We start from the raw sequence: 17,500 nt of genomic DNA on the forward strand, positions 1-17,500 counted from the left end.
CAAACATGGGTCAATTCTCGGTGGAAATATCCTGTGTCGCCGGGTCAGTTCTCAGTGGCAATCAACATCGACTCGACATCAAGCCTTGAAAGCTCCTTCGAACGGTCGCGCACGGCCTCGGTAAGGTCGCGCGCGATCAGCCCAACAATCGAGTGGACGCTCCCGGTCATGGCTGGAAGCTCGCTCGGTAGACGCTTGCCATCAAACTCACATGGGCCTCAAGCGGCGGAGTCAGTTCGAATGCCCGGGGTTCACGAGCGAAGTTCCACAGTCTCAACAGCAGCCAGTCGTTGCGATGACGATCAGAGGCCGCCAGTTCGTTTCGCGTAATGTGGAACGGTGTGCGTTCCCAGCCATTTGTCGTCTTCACCTCAATCAGACGATCGCTGCCATCTAGGTCGAAGCTCCGAATATCATAGCCCGCCCCATCGCCATCGACGTGCGACACCCAACGGATTTGGTTGGCAAGGTCGGTGCGTCCGGCAGCGAGCAGGCTAGTGCGCTCATGGGCGAGGATGCGCTCCTCTCCTGCACGGCCGAGCGCCCGGTTCTGGGCGTCCCGCTGGGCGATATCGTGCTTGCGGGCGATAGCGGCCATCTGCTCGGTCTCGTCGGGCGGCGGAGCATTGCTGTGCGTCGGCGGCGGGCCGATCCACAGCATCGCCTCCTCCAGTAATGCTGACTGCGGGCGGCGCATTTCGGTGCGCGCGGCGGGCGCAAGCCACTCCGGGTGACGATCAAGCCATCTCACCACGGCGTCGATGAGCGATGCCTGGAAATTAAAGGCCGGCTTGTAGCCGGGGATCAGGTCTCTCCGAGCCCCTTGAGGACCGCGCTAATATTCTGGTGCTTGTACTCTATCGAGCCGCGCGGGCGGCCGATCGCGGCCTGAAGGAGACGATTATGCCCGGCCTTGCTATAGGGCTGCCCGGTGACGTCGCGACCCAACATCGCGAAATAATTCGCGACGATTGCGTCATTCTGTTCGTCCGACCAGTCGACAGGCATTGGAGACGTCGCTTCATCTAACGAGGAAGTATCAAAGCTTAATCACAACAGCAGCTGCGGCAACACGACCAGCGCACGACAGCGGGCGGCTTGCCTTCTTGGATACGCCAGGCCGTCTACACCTCATTTGCAAAATACAACCTGATCGCGTCCTGCTGCTTGCCGAGCGTGCCGTCCTTCCGGAAGCGAGTTCCGTCGACCACAAAGATGATGCCTTTCTCGCTAGAGAAGACGGCCGTGCTCGTTACAGAGATGCGGACGCTACGACCTTGAACCTGCCCAGTAACGATATCACCGATATCGATCCCGAGGATTGATTTTGCCACCGCCGAGCGTTCGACCTCAAGCTCCGTTTCCCATTGCTCCAGCTCTTCATCGATTCGCGACCAGGCATCTCGGGCCGAACGAAACGGGCGGTCAGCGCCGAACCAGATTCTGTCGGCCAACGCGAGGGTCTCGTTCGGCACGTTTCGCTCCATCGCGCGCGCGGCTCCAGACAGCATTTCGCATACCTGCTCCGCGTCTATTAGTGCTCGGAGCCGATCGCGGTAGGGCGCAACAGTCGCTCTGGTAATGGAAGGAGGCAGAGGTACTTCACGAGTGGGCATGTAGTCGATTGGCATAATTTCACGCAGCGCCAACCTTCCGGTGCTGATGCACTCAGGGGGCTCTTCCTCGCGCCAGGCACGTCGCGTGCTTTGCACCCAGATTTCTGAGGCGGAGATGCAGAGGGTGCTGTCTAGAAACATGCGCGAATCCGGAGTGTGGATGTAGCGGGCAGACCAGGAATGGTCAGCCGACGTCAGTGGCATCACCACATGGTGGAGTTGGTGTTCACGAACCATGCGCACCAGCGAGGCAATCCGCTCTTGTAAGGGAACGGTCAAGCGGACAAGAACGGCGGGACCGTTCCCGCTCGACCACCGGTTCCTTTGCTCGCTCTCGAACATGAGAAGCTGGGGTTGGGCGAATGGAAGCAGCTTTCCGACGAGACTCGCAGCGCTTCCCTGCAGTGAGTGGCTCCAGCGGGCATCGATCTTTCCCTGCTTGACCCACTCGTGAGCGCGGTTCTGGATCAGCAGCAAAAGTTGCGCCGCGAGGTTCGGTTCGAGTTTCGGGAGTCTGTTTCCGGTAACCGCAGCGTCGACACCTTGCGCCTTCAGGTCAGCTACCGCGGCACTGTAGAATTGCTGTTGAAGACTGGAGAGAGTTCCGGCTGCTTCGATGCGCGCGGTTTCGCGCCGGCGCCGATCGATCTCCTCGCGGAAGGCACCCAATGGTGGGCGCCGAGGACCTCGTCCTGCGTGAATCTTGGCCCAATAGCCTCGAGGTGGCTTGGGGACCTGCAGGCGCCTGCAAAGCTTGGCGAGCGCCACATCGGAAATACCAAGATCCTTTGCGACCTCGCTTGTCGGCCTTTCCCAGACTAACGCGAAGAGCTCTTCGCGGGAGAATTCTCGTCGTGTCATGCATGTGCCTCTTGCCGATCCTCCCATATGCGATTCATTGGGGTCGCTCTCAAAATGCAATGGGCTCGCTCAGGGGCGACCGCACTATTAGCGCCCAGGAGCGACCGTCGGAGAGAGCCTACGAGTTCGGCGACTAGCTGTCTTTACGCCGTCACATTCCTCAGCTGCGTCCTTGCCGGTTCGACAGATGTTCAAAAGAGAGAAACGCCAGTGTCGCGCGTGCTCTAGACGAGAGCTCGACTTTGCGCTCAATGCTGGATTGATAGCGCATTGCTGGGTCGGCACCATCTGGTTGGCCGCGAAGCCCAGGGCGGGAAGGATGGCGTTGGGGCAATTTGTGTTGAAAGACTATGCCATTTCGGCCGGCTGACGATCGACTTCGACGATTGAGCGTCCGCCAACAAAAAACCGCCCCGGTTAGACCGAGGCGGTTATTGATTTATGATGAAATCGGTTGCGGGGACAGGATTTTGGCTTGTTTGTCCCACGGCGTCGGCTTCGCCTACTTGCGAGCCCCTGATGACAGTTCAAATCAGCCGGCCACCACAGCAGGCGACAGGATGTGATTCTGTCGACCCTGCTTGCGAATACTTTCAACAGACGAACTCGGTTGCAGCGCTGTATTGGCGGCCCTCTCCCGCTGCCAGAAGCTTCGTTAGAAAAAGCGAGAGTTTGGCGCGTTGGCTGACCCTGCGACATCCAGACGCCGGTGACGCAGGCGTCCTCGCCTTCCGTTAGCGATTGCTGAAATCGCGTTTAACTGGGAGAGACTTGCCCTCCGAGACCGAAGGCGGCATCTTCGCTGACCATGGGAGATGGTGCAGCCAAAAAGCCGAAGGTATATGGATCGGGAATGACGCCGTTTGGCGTCTTTCTTTTCGCCCAAACGTATCGGGCGAACGCTGATGCTCTTGCCTTGGTCTCCCCCCAAATTCGGCCGTGCATTTCCGATCATCCTCGCAGATTTCTCTACTTTCAAGCGTTAGAGCACTACCTGCGAAGCTTCCTGCTTCTCTACGGCAAAACCCCGGCTGACATCCGGGCCTATCAGCATCATTTCTTGGACATGCTGGACGAAGGAAGACGCCTCGGGTTGGAGGTGCCGATCGAGGTAGAAGACTTCATCCGCTCGCGCACGGTCGCGAACGAATACACGCGGATCCGATACGACTACAAGCTTGACAAGGACGGGCCGCGTAGGACTGCGCGAACCATGGAGCGTTTGCGGCTGGTGGTCTGGGAGATAGAGAAAGCCGTCGGTCTGGCTATCCGGGAGACGGGCATCGAGGCTGTGTGTGGTGAACGACCATCGGCAAGTCCACTAAATGGATCGTTTGCCAAAGCATGAGGAAACCATTTCGGCTTCGGCACTGGCAACTCCCGCAGACCCAAGGCGGCGCCAGGTTTTGTACGGCTGCCCGACCAGGTCGAACAGGGAACGAGGCGTCGGCCTCCGCAAAAGTGTCCGATCAGCAGATTGTTGATTGGCTTCACGGCTTGCCTCCAACATGCCGGGTCATTATTTCGATGCTTGGCATAAAGCCCAGAGGTTATATGAGTGAATGGTCATTCTACTCGTTCGACAAAAAGGGCTTCAGCTTCCAAAACTGGTTAGATGAGAATGCACCTGGGTACATCGTCTTAGAGCGACCAACATTCGATTTTACCCCCGTACCGGTCGAGATCTGCCAACAGATATTGAGCGACGTCCAGAAGTGCGTGTCTAACTTTGGCTACATCCCAGTGATCATGGATTCGGGTGGGGTGGGCAGGACTGGTCAGGTGTGCCGGTGGATGAAAGCTGTGGAACGAAGCGACGGCTAGTCCTGGCTTCATAGCCTGGGTATGTAGCGCTCTTGACTGCCTGATCGCGCCGGATAAATTCCATGCCGTGCCTTGAGAGAAGCGGCCCTGGGCATCTTGGCTAAGCCGCGTGATAACCGACGACGGGGGAGCCCTTACGTCGTAGACAACGAGCAGCACGGCTGCCCAAGACAACTCCTTGAACGCATCACTGGCCTGCTGACCCGCTCATGCACGTCTGCGGCCGAACGAACACGTTTGGAGATGGAGTCATGCGGATACAGAGTGGCTATTGGTGGGCGATTAGCATTCGGCAGGAGGATGATCGGCCCGAGATCATCGACATAGGTTCTTATTCCTTTGGCCAAATGGCCAATCGCGTCGGAGATAACGATCCATTCGACTTGATAGAATTCGAGCTACTGCAACGACTTGATACGAGCCTCTGGCCAACGGAGGGCGCCATCGATCCATCGACAGTTCGCGAGGGCTATTGGTGGGCGCTCGACCCGGCAGAGAACGCATATCAGATCGTCTTGGTGGGCAAAGATAGAGCAGTTCGAACCTTCAATGGCGATTTCGATAGTTGTCTGGACGAGTTCGAATTTCTGATGCCTCTGGATCTCATTCCCACGGCTCGCTCCGATCACTAGGGCCTGTCGCCGTCACGTTGGCGGATCGAGCGTCACCCCGAACCCTGGTCATGTCGCCTCCTAATCTGCTGCGCGACACGCTCCATGGCCAACCTTGATGAGTAGGCCCTCGTTGCACATCCGAATGAGATAGCAACGAGCTGAACGGTGCGCGGACAGACGCAATTCTGCCGATGCGGCTATCTGAACCCCTTGATATCAGCGCCGCAACTCGGTTGAAGCAAAACGAGATCTAATCGTATAAACTCACCGCGAATTGTCCGTTAGCAGACGATTTCAACAACAGCGCTGTATTGGCGGTAGCCCTCTACCGACTCGAACCCCCAGAATGAGAACTCCGGTCACCACTGCGGATCGAGACACCCAGCGTCCACATGTGCACGCGCAGTTGGACCGGGCGCAATGCAGAAATAACTTCCATGAACCAAGAGTCGGTCTCTGATTATGGAACGGTCCGGCGACGGCTTCTGGGCCGGAAGCTACCAGTCCGCTAACGGCTCAGATCAAGACGTTTAGAACGCCAATGATCGGCGTCGGCTCCACGCGCATACCCGGTCTCATCACCGCTTGATCTGATCGCCAATGTCGGTCCTGCCCTTGAGGGCGACCATATCGGCAAAGCTCGATCCCTGCGGAACCTTTATGGCTCCATATGGCCGGCCGGCGTACTTGTCCGAAACATATTTGACGAAGAGGATCGAGAGCACGTAATCCTTGTATTGCAAGGCGTCCATGCCCCCCGCGCAACACATCGCACCCCTGCCAGATGCGTCTGTAAATATCAGATTTCTTGACTGCCACGGCGAGCTCGACCCCAAATCACTTTGCTTTGTGTATCAGGCCAATCGCAGCGCTCGGGGGAGGTACAAGAAAAATTTGCGCAGAGAAGTTCGGTATGCCCCGTCATCAGGCTGGCGGCTTCCGCCATTAGCCGTTCTCACCGTCTGCGCAGAGCTTCATCGTTTTTGCGATCACATGAGCCTTTCAAACCGCGCTGTCTTCGCCACATGCGGTGACGCTACTATTTCAACAAGCGAGAATAGACCTCCTGGGCAAATTCTCGCGCCTCGATAGCTCGTGCCCTTTCGGCCTCCCCCTCGGTCGGAAGACCATCCCGAACGCTTGTCGAGGTGAGGCGGTGCAGAAAGGTTCCTTCGCCTTCAGCTGCTACAATCGCGTAAGCCGCGCACGTAAATGCTACTGTAAAAGGGATGTCCACGGGGCGGTTGTCCTCACGTCGCTTTCCCCTTTCGTAGTTCTCAATCGTTCCATGTGACAGATGCAGCGCATCAGCCGCATCCTGCTGGGTCCAATTCATTGAGTGCCGCCAAGCCTTGAAATCATCGGGGCTCATATGTTTGCTCCTGAGAAAATCGGAAGCCCACATTCTAGCATATTCGTACTGGGTACGAAAGGCCTCATCTGCCGTTGTAAGCGATTTGGCCTCTGAAAGGCTCGCGCGCCCGAGAATGGAAAGCTTGATCTCATGAGTGGCCAAATGTCGTTGGATGGGAGCGTCAACCGAATGCAATCCCTGCCGAAAAGCCAAGTCGCTAGTGCTTGCATAATTTCAAATTTCTTGCAGCAAACAATTATGGCATCTAGCAGATACCCTTCTGCCGAGAGCGCCCACCCGTCTGCTTAGAGTGAGGAGATAAAAGTGGAATTCCCCGCAAATATGCGAACTGAGTTCGAGACTGTAAACGCAGTTCTAGGAACAACGACCGCCACCCGCACTGTCGATGCTTACTGCCTAACCTGGATAAAATTCGAGCGTCAAATACGGAGAATTCTGGTCCGCGTATTGCGACAGGCAAGCGTTTTTGACAACGGCACGGAGGGGGGAGAAGGCGAAGTGGTGGAAGCTCTCAGCAATCATAAGGACCTGTCATTTGAAAAGGTTTTCCGAGCGATTGAGAGGCTTACAGGTCATTCGGTTTGGGACTGGCTAGGCGGTGAGCAAAGGCGGCACCGCAAAAGGCTTTCTGACATCCAGTGGGACCGCAACCGAATATTTCACGGAAAGCAGACGGGTAAAGGCAAGGACGCCAAATCGCTGCTCGAAGACATTGACTACATTCAATCCATCTGCTCGTCGATCGCTTTGGGATCGAACAAAGAGATTGGGTACGATGGGTTCGAAAGAAACGCCTGGCGCCCCATGAAAGACGATAAACTGAGAAAATCAGTCGACGCTTTCGTCGGCGGCGATTGGAAAGCAGTCATAAAGCGATTTTGAGCGCCTAGAATGTTTGCTCAACCATAAATGCTTTTGAACGACCGAGGGAGAAGGGATGACCCACTTCGAGGTAAAGGTATCAATAACGGTGGTTGCCGATAGTGCGTTGGCAGCAATGAATATAGTCGGTGACAAATTGCGCTCATATCAAACTCCCTTACTCAAGGATGAACCTATTGAGAAATGGACTTTTGTCGACGCGGCTGCGGTCGAAAGTTCATGGAGAGACGCTTCTAGGCATCAGCCTCCGAAGACAATGCCAATCCTCGTTATCGACCGGCACTTAAGCGAGGCAGCCGAGCTTGTACGTGCAGTGTCTTGGAATGATTATCGAAAGCAATTCATAGACTATGAGGGCAGTGACTTTCCGTTCACTCACTGGATGCCCATCCCTAAATAGCTGGCTGTGGCCTGCAATAGCGCCCACTCGATCAAAAGGTTGACGTGCATGACAGCTACGATGTGTGAGCTTGCCAAGAAGCTTCCTCAACTGGTTGGAAATCTGCTCGATAGAGAGAGCAAACTGAAAAGAGGGCGCTTCCGCGAGGAGACTTTGACCGACATTTTTACCGGCGCCCTGGCTGCCTTCGCGGGGCCTGAGCTAGTCATCGAGTATCCCCCTGAGGCCACTACAGGCGGCGACATTGACCTTGACTTCAATCACATTTCTAGCGGGACGGTCCTACTGGTTAGGCTACAAGCTAAAAGACTGAATGCTCATAGGAATTCTGGCAAAGCTGTCGCGATCCGACACCGGGCGTACAACGAACTTCTCCATACGGTTCCCAAGAACTCTAGGAACTTTCAGTACAAAACCCTCGCAGCAATGAGCGGCCCGCGTCTACCGCTGTACATGTTCTACAACCACGGTACCGTGACGAGGGACCCCTACTTTTCGACACCGGGTCCAGCGGTCAGGGGCATCAACCTCGCTTTTGCAAAGGACATTGTGAGCGAGATGGATGTGAAACTTGCCGCCGTCCCAAAGCGATTGCACCACAAAAGGCTTAGCCATTTGCGCCCGCATCTTTTCGGCCTCGAAGCGTTGCTTTGCCCATCCGGAACCTTGCACGGAACCGTGCCGACGCCTGATGCTGTAGTGGGTAGATTAGACGACGTTTGGAGGAGCGGACCTTTTAATAAACGAGGGGATGACGACGACGGGGTAAGGCGATACCTGTTCTCCCCAGTCGAAAAGAGCGTTGGCGATCACCCCTACCGGCGTGTGCCGGATGGACTGGCGATCCGAGTAAACGACGCTCTCGAACGGCCTACTATCACGTTCATGTCGGGTCGAACCGAGGACGGCAGAACTCCCAAAATCGCCTCTGATGTGGACAGTTCGGGCTGACCTGTTGGCTAGAAAGGTGACAGGGGGTGCATAAATCTGGTACCATTCTGATACCACTACAGGAAGAAAAGCCGTTTAAATCCAATAAGCTGCAACGCGACCGTTCGTTTCCCTCTCCCGCTACCACTTCAAATCCACCATTTGGGCGAAAGGGTCTCGCGCGGCCACACTGACCGCACGATGGTAATAGCAGATACTAAAACAAGCATTTACCTTTAACGGCGCGCTATCGTGGACCAGTGCGACTGGTATTGCCGCGGGTAACGGCTTCATCCGAATGTCAATTGAATAGGTTCGGCACATCGGTGGTCGCCTGCATTCTCCATGACGAGCCGAAGCGAAGGGTTAGGGAAATCCGCAGCTCGCTGCCTAATTTATCCCCACCGCCTTTAGACCGTCCGCTTGAGCATCGCCGCGCACGACCGCATCATCCTCGGCCGGCAATGCTTGGGGTTGCTGCTGATCTGACAGAGCAGTGTCGGTCTCGGCCGCATTCTAAAACAAACGAGTGTTTCCGGTCATATTCTCTTCGAGAGCGGTTCGGAACTCTCGCTCGAAGGCCTGCTGAAGCATGGAGGAGACCTGGGCCCTGTTTCGGGTCATGTAGATGTGGCAGAGAAGCTGAGGGCTGAAAGGAAGTATCGTCAATTTGCCTGACCATCGAGCGGCCGAGAATGGGTCGACGATCGAAACGCCCAGGCCCTGTGCGACCAGGGCGCAGGCCGTGTCGGCGAATGGTGTTTCGAAACGGTAGCCGACGGCAACACCGGCGTCGTCCAAAGCGCGCTCGATGTCCTGCCGCGTGCGGTCCTCTCGCCCAAGCGCGATAAATTCCTCTCCCTCGAGTTGGGATGCGGAAATCAAGTCGTCATTGGCGAACGCGTGGTCGAGCGGCGCCACGCAGACGCATTCCGTCTGGAAAATCAGATCGCAGGCGATCGCGGGATCCACCACCGGCATCTGAACGAGGCCGAGGTCGATCTCTTTATTTGCCGTCAATTCCGCGATCCGCAGCGAGGCCGCGGGAAAGATGCTCATGCGAGCCTTCGGATGGCGTCCGGCAAATGCCTTCAGGAAGCGCGGCAGGACAATGCTCGCAAGCGCCGGATAGACACCGATCAACAGGCGCCCGGCTTCCAGCTGCTGAATATCCCCGGCCAAGCGCCGTATTCGCGCCATACCTTTGACGATTCGCCCGACCTCTTCGTTGAGGAGCATGGCTTCCGCCGTCGGCACGAGACGTCCCGCGCGACGAATGAAGAGCGGAATTTTCAGGGCATGTTCCAGGTTCGAGATATGCGCGCTGACCGAGGGCTGGGCGATATGCAGAAGCTCGCTGGCGCCGGTGACCGTTCCGGCCTCCATGACGGCTCGGAAAGCTTCCAGTTGCTTGTAGTTCATGGGGTGTCTTTAGAGGTTCGCATAGGCGAATCCTATAGGAAAACTCTATGAGCCGCCAAATATTTCGTATTGGAATTTTTTCGCGGATTCATCTCTATTCGAGCGCAAGAACCCACCGCTGACAGTCCCACAAAGGCATCCGACGTCCTCGCCTTACTCGGATTGAGGATATTTGTTTTTCCTATCGTCGGCGGTGAGGTTCCGGGCTTCATAAACAAGAGAGGGAACTTCACATGATCAGAAACGCCATCGTGGCGGCGGCGATATCGCTTGCCGGCCTTTGTTCGTCAGGAGAAGCCTGGGCGCAGGACGCGCTTCATATCCGAATCGCAACGGAGGGCGCTTATGCACCGTGGAACTATACGCTCCCGGACGGCACACTTGCCGGTTACGAAATCGATCTTGCCAAGGAATTGTGCAAGCGCATGAAGGCACAATGTGAGATCGTCGCGCAGAACTGGGACGGGATGCTGCCGGCGCTGAACGCCGGAAAATTCGATGCCATAATAGCATCCATGGGCGTCACGCCCGAGCGGGCGCAAGTGGCCACGTTCTCGGATCCCTATTCGACCGCGCCCAACGCTTTCCTGGCCATGAAGGGCAGCGGGCTGGCCGAGGCCCTGCCCTGGCACGGCAAGTTCGACCTTCGCGACAATGCGGCGGGATCGAAGGACGCCAAGGAGGTAATCAAAAAGCTCGACACGGCGCTCAAGGGGAAAGTCCTCGGCATCCAGGGGTCGACGACCGCCGGCAAGTTCGTCGAAGAGTATCTGAAGGGCGTGGTCACGGTCAGATCCTATAAGACGCAGGACGAAGCCAATCTCGATGTTCTGGCGGGTCGGATCGAACTGACCATGGCCAACATCACGGTTCTCGCCGAGGCTCTGAAACGGCCCGACATGGCCGAGGCGGAACTCGTCGGACCGAGTTTTCTCCTAGCCAGCGGAACATGCGTGGCCTTCCGCAAGAGCGACACGGCATTGAAGGACGCATTCAATGCCGCAATCCACGCCGTCAACGCCGACGGTTTCAACAAGGCGCTGACGGAAAAATGGTTCGGCGTCGACATCTCCGCGAAGAACTGAAACGAACCCGCGATGACGGCTTCCGATTTCGTTCTGGGCTTCGGCGCCGCCGGCTGGGGGGCGGCGCTGCTTCAAGCCGCGATGATGACCTTGGCGGTAGCCTTGACCGGCTACGTCTTCGGCCTTCTGGCCGGCAGCTTCGGCGCATGGGCAAAGATCAAGGGAGGCATCCTTCCACGCTTGGTTGCCGATACCTACACCACGGTGCTTCGCGGCATACCTGACATCCTCGTCATCTATCTCTTCTATTTCGGCTCAAGCGCGGTGCTCACCCCGCTGGCCGCTCTGTTCGGCTTTTCGGGTTTCTTCAGCCTGCCGGGCTTCATGGCCGGTGCGCTGGCGATCGGGCTGGTGTCCGGGGCCTATCAGGCCGAAGTCATGCGAGGCGCCTATCGCGCGGTCTCGCCGGGTGAGATCGAGGCGGCAATCGCCTGCGGCATGTCCCCTGTGACGACGTTCCGCCGGATCGTCGCGCCGCTGGTGCTGCGTCATGCGCTGCCAGGCCTCGGCAATGTCTGGCAGCTGGTGCTGAAGGAATCCGCGCTGGTCTCGGTCACCGGGCTCGTGGAAATCCTGCGGCAGGCGCAGATCGGCGCCGGATCGACTGGACAGCCATTCACCTTCTTCTTCGCCGCCGCCGTCCTCTATCTGGCCATCTCGTCGTTTTCGACATGGCTTCTGCGCCGGACCGAGGGCCGGCTCGCGGTTGGCGTGAGGCGGGCCTGATGGACATCCCGTTCCTCTACCAGACGCTGCTGAAGCTGCTGACCGGTGTGCCGCTGACATTGCAGCTCGCGGTCTCCTCCGTGGCGCTCGGCGCCATTCTGGCCATCATTCTCGCCCTGGCGCGGCTGTCGGGTCTGCGGCTCCTGGCCTGGCCTGCATCCTTGTACGTCTTCGTCTTCCGCTCCACGCCGCTGCTTGTGCAGATCTTCCTGATCTATCATGGTCTTGGCCAGTTCCATGCAGTGCGAACCAGCTTTCTGTGGCCCGTCCTACGCGAGCCCTATTGGTGCGCGCTCATTGCCTTGACCTTGAACACGGCTGCCTATTCCAGCGAGATCGTGCGAGGCGCGTTGCTTTCGGTTCCTCCCGGTCAGATCGAGGCGGCGCGGGCATGCGGCATGTCGAGTTTCACGCTGTACCGCCGTATCGTATTCCCGCTCGCCTTGCGCCACGCTTTGCCGGGGTACGGCAACGAGTTCATCCTGATGATAAAGTCGACGGCGCTGGCGTCCATCATCACCCTGATGGAGGTGACCGGCCTTGCGGCAGAGCTTATTTCGGAATCCTTCCGTGCGATCGAGATCCTGATCGTGGCGGCCGCCATCTATCTCTTCATCAATTTTGTCGTCACGCGGCTCGTGCAATGGGCCGAATATGCGCTGAGCGCCGAACTGCGGCCGCCTCCGGCGGCTGCGGCACCCGGGAAAGGAGGAGGCTTATGACCGACCAGATCAGACCGGCGTTGCGCCTGAAGGATCTGCGCAAGAGCTTCGGCGCCTTCGAGGTGCTGAAGGGAATCTCACTCGAGGCGATGGAAGGCGACGTGATCTCGATCCTCGGCTCTTCAGGATCAGGGAAGTCGACCATGCTGCGCTGCATCAACATGCTCGAAACGCCCGATAGCGGGCAGATCGAAGTCGGCGGAGAAGTCATCCGGCTGAAGCAGGCGGGCGGCAGGACGCGGCCGGCCGATAGGCGCCAGTTGCAGCGCATGCGCGCGAGCATCGGCATGGTGTTCCAGAACTTTAATCTCTGGTCCCACAGGACTATCCTCGAAAACCTGATCGAGGCCCCGATGCAGGTTCAGAAGCGGTCCCGCGTGGATTGTATCGAAGAAGCTGAAGCGCTTCTGGAAAAGGTCGGCATCGCCGATAAACGCAATCACTATCCCGCGCATTTGTCCGGCGGTCAGCAGCAGCGGGCGGCGATCGCCCGTGCGCTGGCACAACATCCGAAGGTCATGCTTTTCGATGAGCCGACGTCCGCGCTCGACCCGGAGCTGGTCAGCGAGGTCCTGCGCGTCATGCGCGCGCTTGCCGAGGAGGGCAGGACGATGCTCGTCGTGACCCACGAAATGGGCTTCGCCAGGGATGTCTCCAGCAAAGTCGTGTTTTTACACAAGGGTGCGGTCGAGCTCGAAGGCACTCCCCACGACATGTTCACCGCCGCTCCGTCGGAGCGCTTCCGGCAATTCCTGTCCGGCGGCAATGGCCGGGAGTGAGCCGACGGCGTTTTCCCGATCATGCGATAGTCACAGCACCACATACCCGAGAAGGAAAACAAGACCATGGCCACACAGACCACCGCGTCCGAGATCGTCATAGTCGGAGGCGGCATTTACGGCGTGAGCCTCGCCTACGAACTGGCGCAGGCCGGCAAGACCGTCACGCTTCTGGAGGCCGACGACATCGCTTCTGGCGCTTCGGGCGGCTCCGGTGAACGAGGCGTGCGTGCCAACGGCCGCGACTTGCGCGAGCTGCCGATCGCAACTGTCGGCCTTCCGCTTTGGGCGCAGTATGAGCGACAGTTCGAAGGTGGCGTCGGCTACCGCCGGACCGGCGGTCTTCATCTCTTCGATATCCCGCATGGCGCGCATGAGCACGAAGTGCGCGGCAGCATGGAAGCGATGGCGATGGTACAGAACGCGCTCGGCGTGCCTTCCCTACTTCTCAACCGCGATGAAACGCTGGCGCGCGAGCCCGAATTGGCTGGCGATCTGATCGGTTCCGTCTTTTGCCCCGACGACGGCGTATGCGATCACACCTTCGCCACGCAGGCATTCGCCAGGCAGGCGCGCAAGGCCGGGGCGACCTTGCGCACCGGCGCGCGTGCCATCGAAATCCTCCACACCAATGGGAGAGCAACGGGGCTGAGGCTGGCGAGCGGCGACGTCGTGCCCGTCGGCGAAAAGCTCGTCCTCCTCGCCAACAAGGGCGTGCTGGCCTTGTTGAAGCCCGTGCTCCAGCCACAGGAAATCATGCCCGTCACCACCCAGATGCCGCAAATGATGTTCGTCACCAACCCGAACGGCAAAAAGATCAATCATCTTCTGGGTCACGCCCATCGCAAACTGTCCGCCAAGCAGATTTCGGATGGAACCTTGATGCTCTCGGGCGGTCACAGCGTCGCCCATACGCCTCAGGGGCGCTGGAAAGGATCGCTGAGCTCGATAGCGCTCGGCTTGACCGACGCTATCGCGACCTTACCCTTCATCGACGAGTCGTCCTTCCTGAAGGTCGATGCTTCCCGCGTCGAAACTTGTGCGGTCGACGGCATCCCGATTGTCGACACGCCCGCAACCTTGAACAATACGATCTATGGATTTGCTTGGACCGGCCACGGCTTCGCAATCGCCCTGGGCTTAGCCAGATATCTCGCGGAATGGATCCTCAGCGGGGACAAGCCGGATGCCCTCGAAGTTTTCTGCCGAAAGCGGTTTCACGGGTCGCTTGCCAGCCGCTAATCTAACTTCCGATCGGTGATTGCGCCAGCCTGGCAACGGCCATGCGGCTGGGGGGCGTATTTCCGAAAGGAACCGCCATTTTTGTCCCTTCCCCGTATCGGAGGATGCCTGCAAAAGTACGGATCCGTTCACCCGTAGTCTCAGCTGAATACTCTTCCCAGAGGCCGGCCATCACGAACGGCTCGCGCGGCTTCAAAGCGATGGCATCGGACTGCTTCATCTTCCCTGACCCGTCTAGCCTCTGGCGTTCGAATCCGGATCTCCGATCGCCAAAAACGCAATAACCGTCCCGGTTAGACCGGGACGGTTATTGATTTATGATAAAATTGGTTGCGGGGACAGGATTTGAACCTGTGACCTTCAGGTTATGAGCCTGACGAGCTACCGGGCTGCTCCACCCCGCGTCACCTCCGGGCAAGCTCTTGCTTGTCCCGTCCGGGCAAACGCTTGCTTGCCGAATTCAGCAAGGAATTTCTTGCTGGATATGTTTTTGCCACCAAATGAAAGGGCCGCTTTCGCGGCCCGTGTTCCCGTTGGCGGGCCTCATGCATGCCGCCCAAAAGTGCTTAGCGGTTTTGGGATAACGACATGCACCACAAAAATCGTAGAGAGAAGATTTCAGTTCATCCAATTTCTGGATGAGAGTTCTAACGTGCGTTTGGCAGACCTGGCAGCGACCTACTCTCCCGCGTCTTGAGACGAAGTACCATCAGCGCTGGAGCGTTTCACGGCCGAGTTCGGAATGGGATCGGGTGCAGCCGCTCCGCCATAACCACCAGGTCGGCAAAACGCACGTTATTCGAGAAGCTTTTTGAGCGAATAGCAATTAGGGAGTAGCGAATAGGGAAAGCCCTACTCTTGCCCCTCAGAGCTGTTTTCGCTGGTCTTATATGTGCCGTTTCAGTTCTTCCAGTCTTGGCGCCTTTCGAAGCGAAGCTTCGCAAGGTCGACCGACCGTCGGCGCTGATGCGCCGCACCCACGTAGCGCCGCCCGCAAGGGCGGAACAAGCGTGAGTGAGAACAAACCATTCGACTTCGTCGAATGAGCATAAGGAATGAGAACGATCAAGCCGATCGAACTATTAGTACCGGTAAGCTTCAAGCGTTGCCGCTCTTCCACACCCGGCCTATCAACGTGGTCGTCTTCCACGGTTCTCAGGGAATACTCGTTTTAAGGTGGGTTTCCCGCTTAGATGCCTTCAGCGGTTATCCCGTCCGGATATAGCTACCCTGCTATGCGGCTGGCGCCACAACAGGTCCACCAGAGATCCGTCCATCCCGGTCCTCTCGTACTAGGGACAGATCCTTTCAATATTCCTACACCCACGGCAGATAGGGACCGAACTGTCTCACGACGTTCTGAACCCAACTCACGTACCGCTTTAAATGGCGAACAGCCATACCCTTGGGACCTGCTCCAGCCCCAGGATGCGATGAGTCGACATCGAGGTGCCAAACAACCCCGTCGATATGGACTCTTGGGGGTCATCAGCCTGTTATCCCCGGCGTACCTTTTATCCGTTGAGCGATGGCCCTTCCACGCGGGACCACCGGATCACTATGACCGACTTTCGTCTCTGCTCGACTTGTCAGTCTCGCAGTCAGGCAGGCTTATGCCATTGCACTCAGCGAACGATTTCCGACCGTTCTGAGCCCACCATCGCGCGCCTCCGTTACTCTTTAGGAGGCGACCGCCCCAGTCAAACTACCCACCATACATTGTCCCGGACCCGGATAACGGGCCGCGGTTAGACATCCATAGTAATAAGGGTGGTATTTCAAGGGTGGCTCCACCTGAGCTGGCGCCCAGGTTTCAAAGCCTACCACCTATCCTACACATGCCACTACGAATGCCAATGTAAAGCTATAGTAAAGGTGCACGGGGTCTTTCCGTCTAACCGCAGGAACCCCGCATCTTCACGGGGAATTCAATTTCACTGAGTCTATGCTGGAGACAGCGGGGAAGTCGTTACGCCATTCGTGCAGGTCGGAACTTACCCGACAAGGAATTTCGCTACCTTAGGACCGTTATAGTTACGGCCGCCGTTTACTGGGGCTTCGATTCAGAGCTTGCACCCCTCCTCTTAACCTTCCAGCACCGGGCAGGCGTCAGACCCTATACGTCGTCTTGCGACTTCGCAGAGCCCTGTGTTTTTGATAAACAGTCGCTACCCCCTGGTCTGTGCCACCCTCCTCTACTTGCGTAGAAAAGGGTCACGCTTCTTCCGAAGTTACGCGTGCAATTTGCCGAGTTCCTTCAGCATAGTTCTCTCAAGCGCCTTGGTATACTCTACCTGACCACCAGTGTCGGTTTCGGGTACGGTTTATAAGGAGGAGCTATTTCCTGGAACCGCTCCGCTGCCCGTTCAATCCGATAAGATTGGACAACTTGTGCGATCCGTCACTACCTCCAAGCCCACGAATATTAACGTGGTTCCCATCGACTACGCGTTTCCGCCTCGTCTTAGGGGCCGGCTAACCCTGCTCAGATTAGCTTTAAGCAGGAACCCTTGGTCTTTCGGCGGGGGAGTCTCTCACTCCCCTTACGTTACTCATGTCAGCATTCGCACTTCTGATACCTCCACCACCCCTCACGGGTATGGCTTCATCAGCTTACAGAACGCTCCGCTACCGCTCGCATTACTGCGAACCCTAAGCTTCGGTGTATGGCTTTAGCCCCGTTACATTTTCGGCGCAAAGACCCTTATTTAGACCAGTGAGCTGTTACGCTTTCTTTAAATGATGGCTGCTTCTAAGCCAACATCCTGGTTGTTTTGGGATCCTCACATCCTTTCCCACTTAGCCATAACTTGGGGACCTTAGCTGTAGGTCAGGGTTGTTTCCCTTTTCACGACGGACGTTAGCACCCGCCGTGTGTCTGCCGACTAGTACTCCCAGGTATTCGGAGTTTGGTTAGGTTTGGTAATCCGGTGAGGACCCCTAGCCCATCCAGTGCTCTACCCCCTGGGGTATTCGGTCGACGCTCTACCTAAATAGATTTCGCGGAGAACCAGCTATTTCC

The 17,500-nt window shown here is 57.4% G+C and carries 19 protein-coding genes, 1 tRNA gene and 2 rRNA genes (1 of these 22 cut by a window edge); 10 read left to right on the forward strand and 12 right to left on the reverse strand.

Annotation, left to right across the window (positions count from 1 at the left end):
* Positions 1-44: 44 nt before the first annotated feature.
* The 4 genes from ACWTU9_RS03590 to ACWTU9_RS03605 all read right to left on the reverse strand — a co-directional run bounded on the left by ACWTU9_RS03590 (position 45) and on the right by ACWTU9_RS03605 (position 2,477).
* Complete coding sequence (locus tag ACWTU9_RS03590; protein ID WP_455857133.1) at positions 45-170, reverse strand: hypothetical protein; 126 nt, start codon at positions 168-170, stop codon at positions 45-47.
* Complete coding sequence (locus ACWTU9_RS03595; protein ID WP_455857134.1) at positions 167-661, reverse strand: DUF3883 domain-containing protein; 495 nt, start codon at positions 659-661, stop codon at positions 167-169. The genes ACWTU9_RS03590 and ACWTU9_RS03595 overlap by 4 nt, the downstream gene beginning before the upstream one ends.
* Positions 662-804: 143 nt before the next feature.
* Complete coding sequence (locus ACWTU9_RS03600) at positions 805-1,008, reverse strand: hypothetical protein (protein WP_455857135.1); 204 nt, start codon at positions 1,006-1,008, stop codon at positions 805-807.
* Positions 1,009-1,124: 116 nt separating this feature from the next.
* Positions 1,125-2,477: a hypothetical protein gene (locus ACWTU9_RS03605; RefSeq protein ID WP_455857136.1), complete on the reverse strand. Its 1,353-nt coding sequence runs from the start codon at positions 2,475-2,477 to the stop codon at positions 1,125-1,127.
* Between the two features lie 853 nt (positions 2,478-3,330).
* Between ACWTU9_RS03605 and ACWTU9_RS03610 the strand changes: the two genes are divergently transcribed.
* Together ACWTU9_RS03610 and ACWTU9_RS03615 are read left to right on the forward strand one after the other, a co-directional pair.
* Positions 3,331-3,825 (forward strand): hypothetical protein, encoded by a 495-nt coding sequence (locus ACWTU9_RS03610; protein ID WP_455857137.1) that lies wholly within the window; start codon positions 3,331-3,333, stop codon positions 3,823-3,825.
* A gap of 727 nt (positions 3,826-4,552) precedes the next feature.
* Positions 4,553-4,933, forward strand: coding sequence for a hypothetical protein (locus tag ACWTU9_RS03615; protein WP_455857138.1), 381 nt, complete (start codon positions 4,553-4,555; stop codon positions 4,931-4,933).
* Positions 4,934-5,493: 560 nt separating this feature from the next.
* On the opposite strand, the gene ACWTU9_RS03620 is transcribed toward ACWTU9_RS03615, so the two are convergent.
* From ACWTU9_RS03620 to ACWTU9_RS03630, 3 genes are all read right to left on the reverse strand, one after another.
* A complete protein-coding gene (locus ACWTU9_RS03620) occupies positions 5,494-5,667 on the reverse strand; it encodes a hypothetical protein (RefSeq protein ID WP_455857139.1) in 174 nt (57 codons plus the stop codon).
* A gap of 85 nt (positions 5,668-5,752) precedes the next feature.
* Positions 5,753-5,830: a CRISPR-associated protein Cas5 gene (gene cas5, locus ACWTU9_RS03625; RefSeq protein WP_455857536.1), complete on the reverse strand. Its 78-nt coding sequence runs from the start codon at positions 5,828-5,830 to the stop codon at positions 5,753-5,755.
* 124 nt (positions 5,831-5,954) lie between these two features.
* Entirely contained in the window at positions 5,955-6,287 is a 333-nt protein-coding gene (locus ACWTU9_RS03630) for a helix-turn-helix domain-containing protein (RefSeq protein WP_455857140.1), read from the reverse strand.
* 306 nt (positions 6,288-6,593) lie between these two features.
* Between ACWTU9_RS03630 and ACWTU9_RS03635 the strand changes: the two genes are divergently transcribed.
* The 3 genes from ACWTU9_RS03635 to ACWTU9_RS03645 are packed head-to-tail and all read left to right on the forward strand — an operon-like array spanning position 6,594 to position 8,523.
* On the forward strand, positions 6,594-7,172 hold the full coding sequence (locus ACWTU9_RS03635; RefSeq protein ID WP_455857141.1) for a hypothetical protein: 579 nt from the start codon (positions 6,594-6,596) through the stop codon (positions 7,170-7,172).
* Between the two features lie 55 nt (positions 7,173-7,227).
* Positions 7,228-7,572, forward strand: coding sequence for a hypothetical protein (locus tag ACWTU9_RS03640; protein ID WP_455857142.1), 345 nt, complete (start codon positions 7,228-7,230; stop codon positions 7,570-7,572).
* A gap of 48 nt (positions 7,573-7,620) precedes the next feature.
* Entirely contained in the window at positions 7,621-8,523 is a 903-nt protein-coding gene (locus ACWTU9_RS03645; protein WP_455857143.1) for a DUF6615 family protein, read from the forward strand.
* 495 nt (positions 8,524-9,018) lie between these two features.
* On the opposite strand, the gene ACWTU9_RS03650 is transcribed toward ACWTU9_RS03645, so the two are convergent.
* Positions 9,019-9,924 carry a LysR substrate-binding domain-containing protein gene (locus ACWTU9_RS03650; RefSeq protein ID WP_455857144.1) on the reverse strand — a complete coding sequence of 302 codons (906 nt, stop codon included), beginning with the start codon at positions 9,922-9,924 and terminating at the stop codon, positions 9,019-9,021.
* 233 nt (positions 9,925-10,157) lie between these two features.
* Between ACWTU9_RS03650 and ACWTU9_RS03655 the strand changes: the two genes are divergently transcribed.
* From ACWTU9_RS03655 to ACWTU9_RS03675, 5 genes are all read left to right on the forward strand, one after another.
* Positions 10,158-11,009 carry a transporter substrate-binding domain-containing protein gene (locus ACWTU9_RS03655; protein ID WP_455857145.1) on the forward strand — a complete coding sequence of 284 codons (852 nt, stop codon included), beginning with the start codon at positions 10,158-10,160 and terminating at the stop codon, positions 11,007-11,009.
* Between the two features lie 12 nt (positions 11,010-11,021).
* Positions 11,022-11,735: an ABC transporter permease gene (locus ACWTU9_RS03660; RefSeq protein WP_455857146.1), complete on the forward strand. Its 714-nt coding sequence runs from the start codon at positions 11,022-11,024 to the stop codon at positions 11,733-11,735.
* Entirely contained in the window at positions 11,735-12,457 is a 723-nt protein-coding gene (locus ACWTU9_RS03665) for an ABC transporter permease (protein ID WP_455857147.1), read from the forward strand. The genes ACWTU9_RS03660 and ACWTU9_RS03665 overlap by 1 nt, the downstream gene beginning before the upstream one ends.
* Positions 12,454-13,236, forward strand: a complete 783-nt coding sequence (locus ACWTU9_RS03670) for an ABC transporter ATP-binding protein (RefSeq protein WP_455857148.1) — start codon at positions 12,454-12,456, stop codon at positions 13,234-13,236. The genes ACWTU9_RS03665 and ACWTU9_RS03670 overlap by 4 nt, the downstream gene beginning before the upstream one ends.
* A gap of 66 nt (positions 13,237-13,302) precedes the next feature.
* Positions 13,303-14,478, forward strand: coding sequence for an NAD(P)/FAD-dependent oxidoreductase (locus ACWTU9_RS03675; protein ID WP_455857149.1), 1,176 nt, complete (start codon positions 13,303-13,305; stop codon positions 14,476-14,478).
* Position 14,479: 1 nt separating this feature from the next.
* Here ACWTU9_RS03675 and ACWTU9_RS03680 read toward each other — a convergent pair whose 3' ends face one another.
* The 4 genes from ACWTU9_RS03680 to ACWTU9_RS03695 all read right to left on the reverse strand — a co-directional run.
* Positions 14,480-14,698, reverse strand: coding sequence for a hypothetical protein (locus ACWTU9_RS03680; protein ID WP_455857150.1), 219 nt, complete (start codon positions 14,696-14,698; stop codon positions 14,480-14,482).
* Positions 14,699-14,805: 107 nt separating this feature from the next.
* A tRNA-Met gene (locus ACWTU9_RS03685) sits at positions 14,806-14,882 on the reverse strand.
* 261 nt (positions 14,883-15,143) lie between these two features.
* A 5S ribosomal RNA gene (gene rrf, locus ACWTU9_RS03690) occupies positions 15,144-15,258 on the reverse strand.
* Positions 15,259-15,539: 281 nt separating this feature from the next.
* Positions 15,540-17,500: ribosomal RNA gene (locus tag ACWTU9_RS03695) — 23S ribosomal RNA — on the reverse strand (it continues 837 nt past the right edge of the window).

The sequence above is a fragment of the Mesorhizobium sp. 128a genome (assembly GCF_053848025.1).

What these genes read in the sequence shown, in the direction of transcription:
- ACWTU9_RS03640 (WP_455857142.1), top strand. Translation starts at nt 7,228, where the DNA reads ATGACCCACTTCGAGGTAAAGGTATCAATAACGGTGGTTGCCGATAGT.
- ACWTU9_RS03655 (WP_455857145.1), top strand. Translation starts at nt 10,158, where the DNA reads ATGATCAGAAACGCCATCGTGGCGGCGGCGATATCGCTTGCCGGCCTT.
- ACWTU9_RS03600 (WP_455857135.1), bottom strand. Translation starts at nt 1,008, where the DNA reads ATGCCTGTCGACTGGTCGGACGAACAGAATGACGCAATCGTCGCGAAT.
- ACWTU9_RS03650 (WP_455857144.1), bottom strand. Translation starts at nt 9,924, where the DNA reads ATGAACTACAAGCAACTGGAAGCTTTCCGAGCCGTCATGGAGGCCGGA.
- ACWTU9_RS03605 (WP_455857136.1), bottom strand. Translation starts at nt 2,477, where the DNA reads ATGACACGACGAGAATTCTCCCGCGAAGAGCTCTTCGCGTTAGTCTGG.
- ACWTU9_RS03680 (WP_455857150.1), bottom strand. Translation starts at nt 14,698, where the DNA reads ATGAAGCAGTCCGATGCCATCGCTTTGAAGCCGCGCGAGCCGTTCGTG.
- ACWTU9_RS03595 (WP_455857134.1), bottom strand. Translation starts at nt 661, where the DNA reads ATGCTGTGGATCGGCCCGCCGCCGACGCACAGCAATGCTCCGCCGCCC.
- ACWTU9_RS03645 (WP_455857143.1), top strand. Translation starts at nt 7,621, where the DNA reads ATGACAGCTACGATGTGTGAGCTTGCCAAGAAGCTTCCTCAACTGGTT.
- ACWTU9_RS03620 (WP_455857139.1), bottom strand. Translation starts at nt 5,667, where the DNA reads ATGGACGCCTTGCAATACAAGGATTACGTGCTCTCGATCCTCTTCGTC.
- ACWTU9_RS03670 (WP_455857148.1), top strand. Translation starts at nt 12,454, where the DNA reads ATGACCGACCAGATCAGACCGGCGTTGCGCCTGAAGGATCTGCGCAAG.
- ACWTU9_RS03660 (WP_455857146.1), top strand. Translation starts at nt 11,022, where the DNA reads ATGACGGCTTCCGATTTCGTTCTGGGCTTCGGCGCCGCCGGCTGGGGG.
- ACWTU9_RS03590 (WP_455857133.1), bottom strand. Translation starts at nt 170, where the DNA reads ATGACCGGGAGCGTCCACTCGATTGTTGGGCTGATCGCGCGCGACCTT.
- ACWTU9_RS03665 (WP_455857147.1), top strand. Translation starts at nt 11,735, where the DNA reads ATGGACATCCCGTTCCTCTACCAGACGCTGCTGAAGCTGCTGACCGGT.
- ACWTU9_RS03675 (WP_455857149.1), top strand. Translation starts at nt 13,303, where the DNA reads ATGGCCACACAGACCACCGCGTCCGAGATCGTCATAGTCGGAGGCGGC.
- ACWTU9_RS03610 (WP_455857137.1), top strand. Translation starts at nt 3,331, where the DNA reads ATGACGCCGTTTGGCGTCTTTCTTTTCGCCCAAACGTATCGGGCGAAC.
- ACWTU9_RS03630 (WP_455857140.1), bottom strand. Translation starts at nt 6,287, where the DNA reads ATGAGCCCCGATGATTTCAAGGCTTGGCGGCACTCAATGAATTGGACC.
- ACWTU9_RS03615 (WP_455857138.1), top strand. Translation starts at nt 4,553, where the DNA reads ATGCGGATACAGAGTGGCTATTGGTGGGCGATTAGCATTCGGCAGGAG.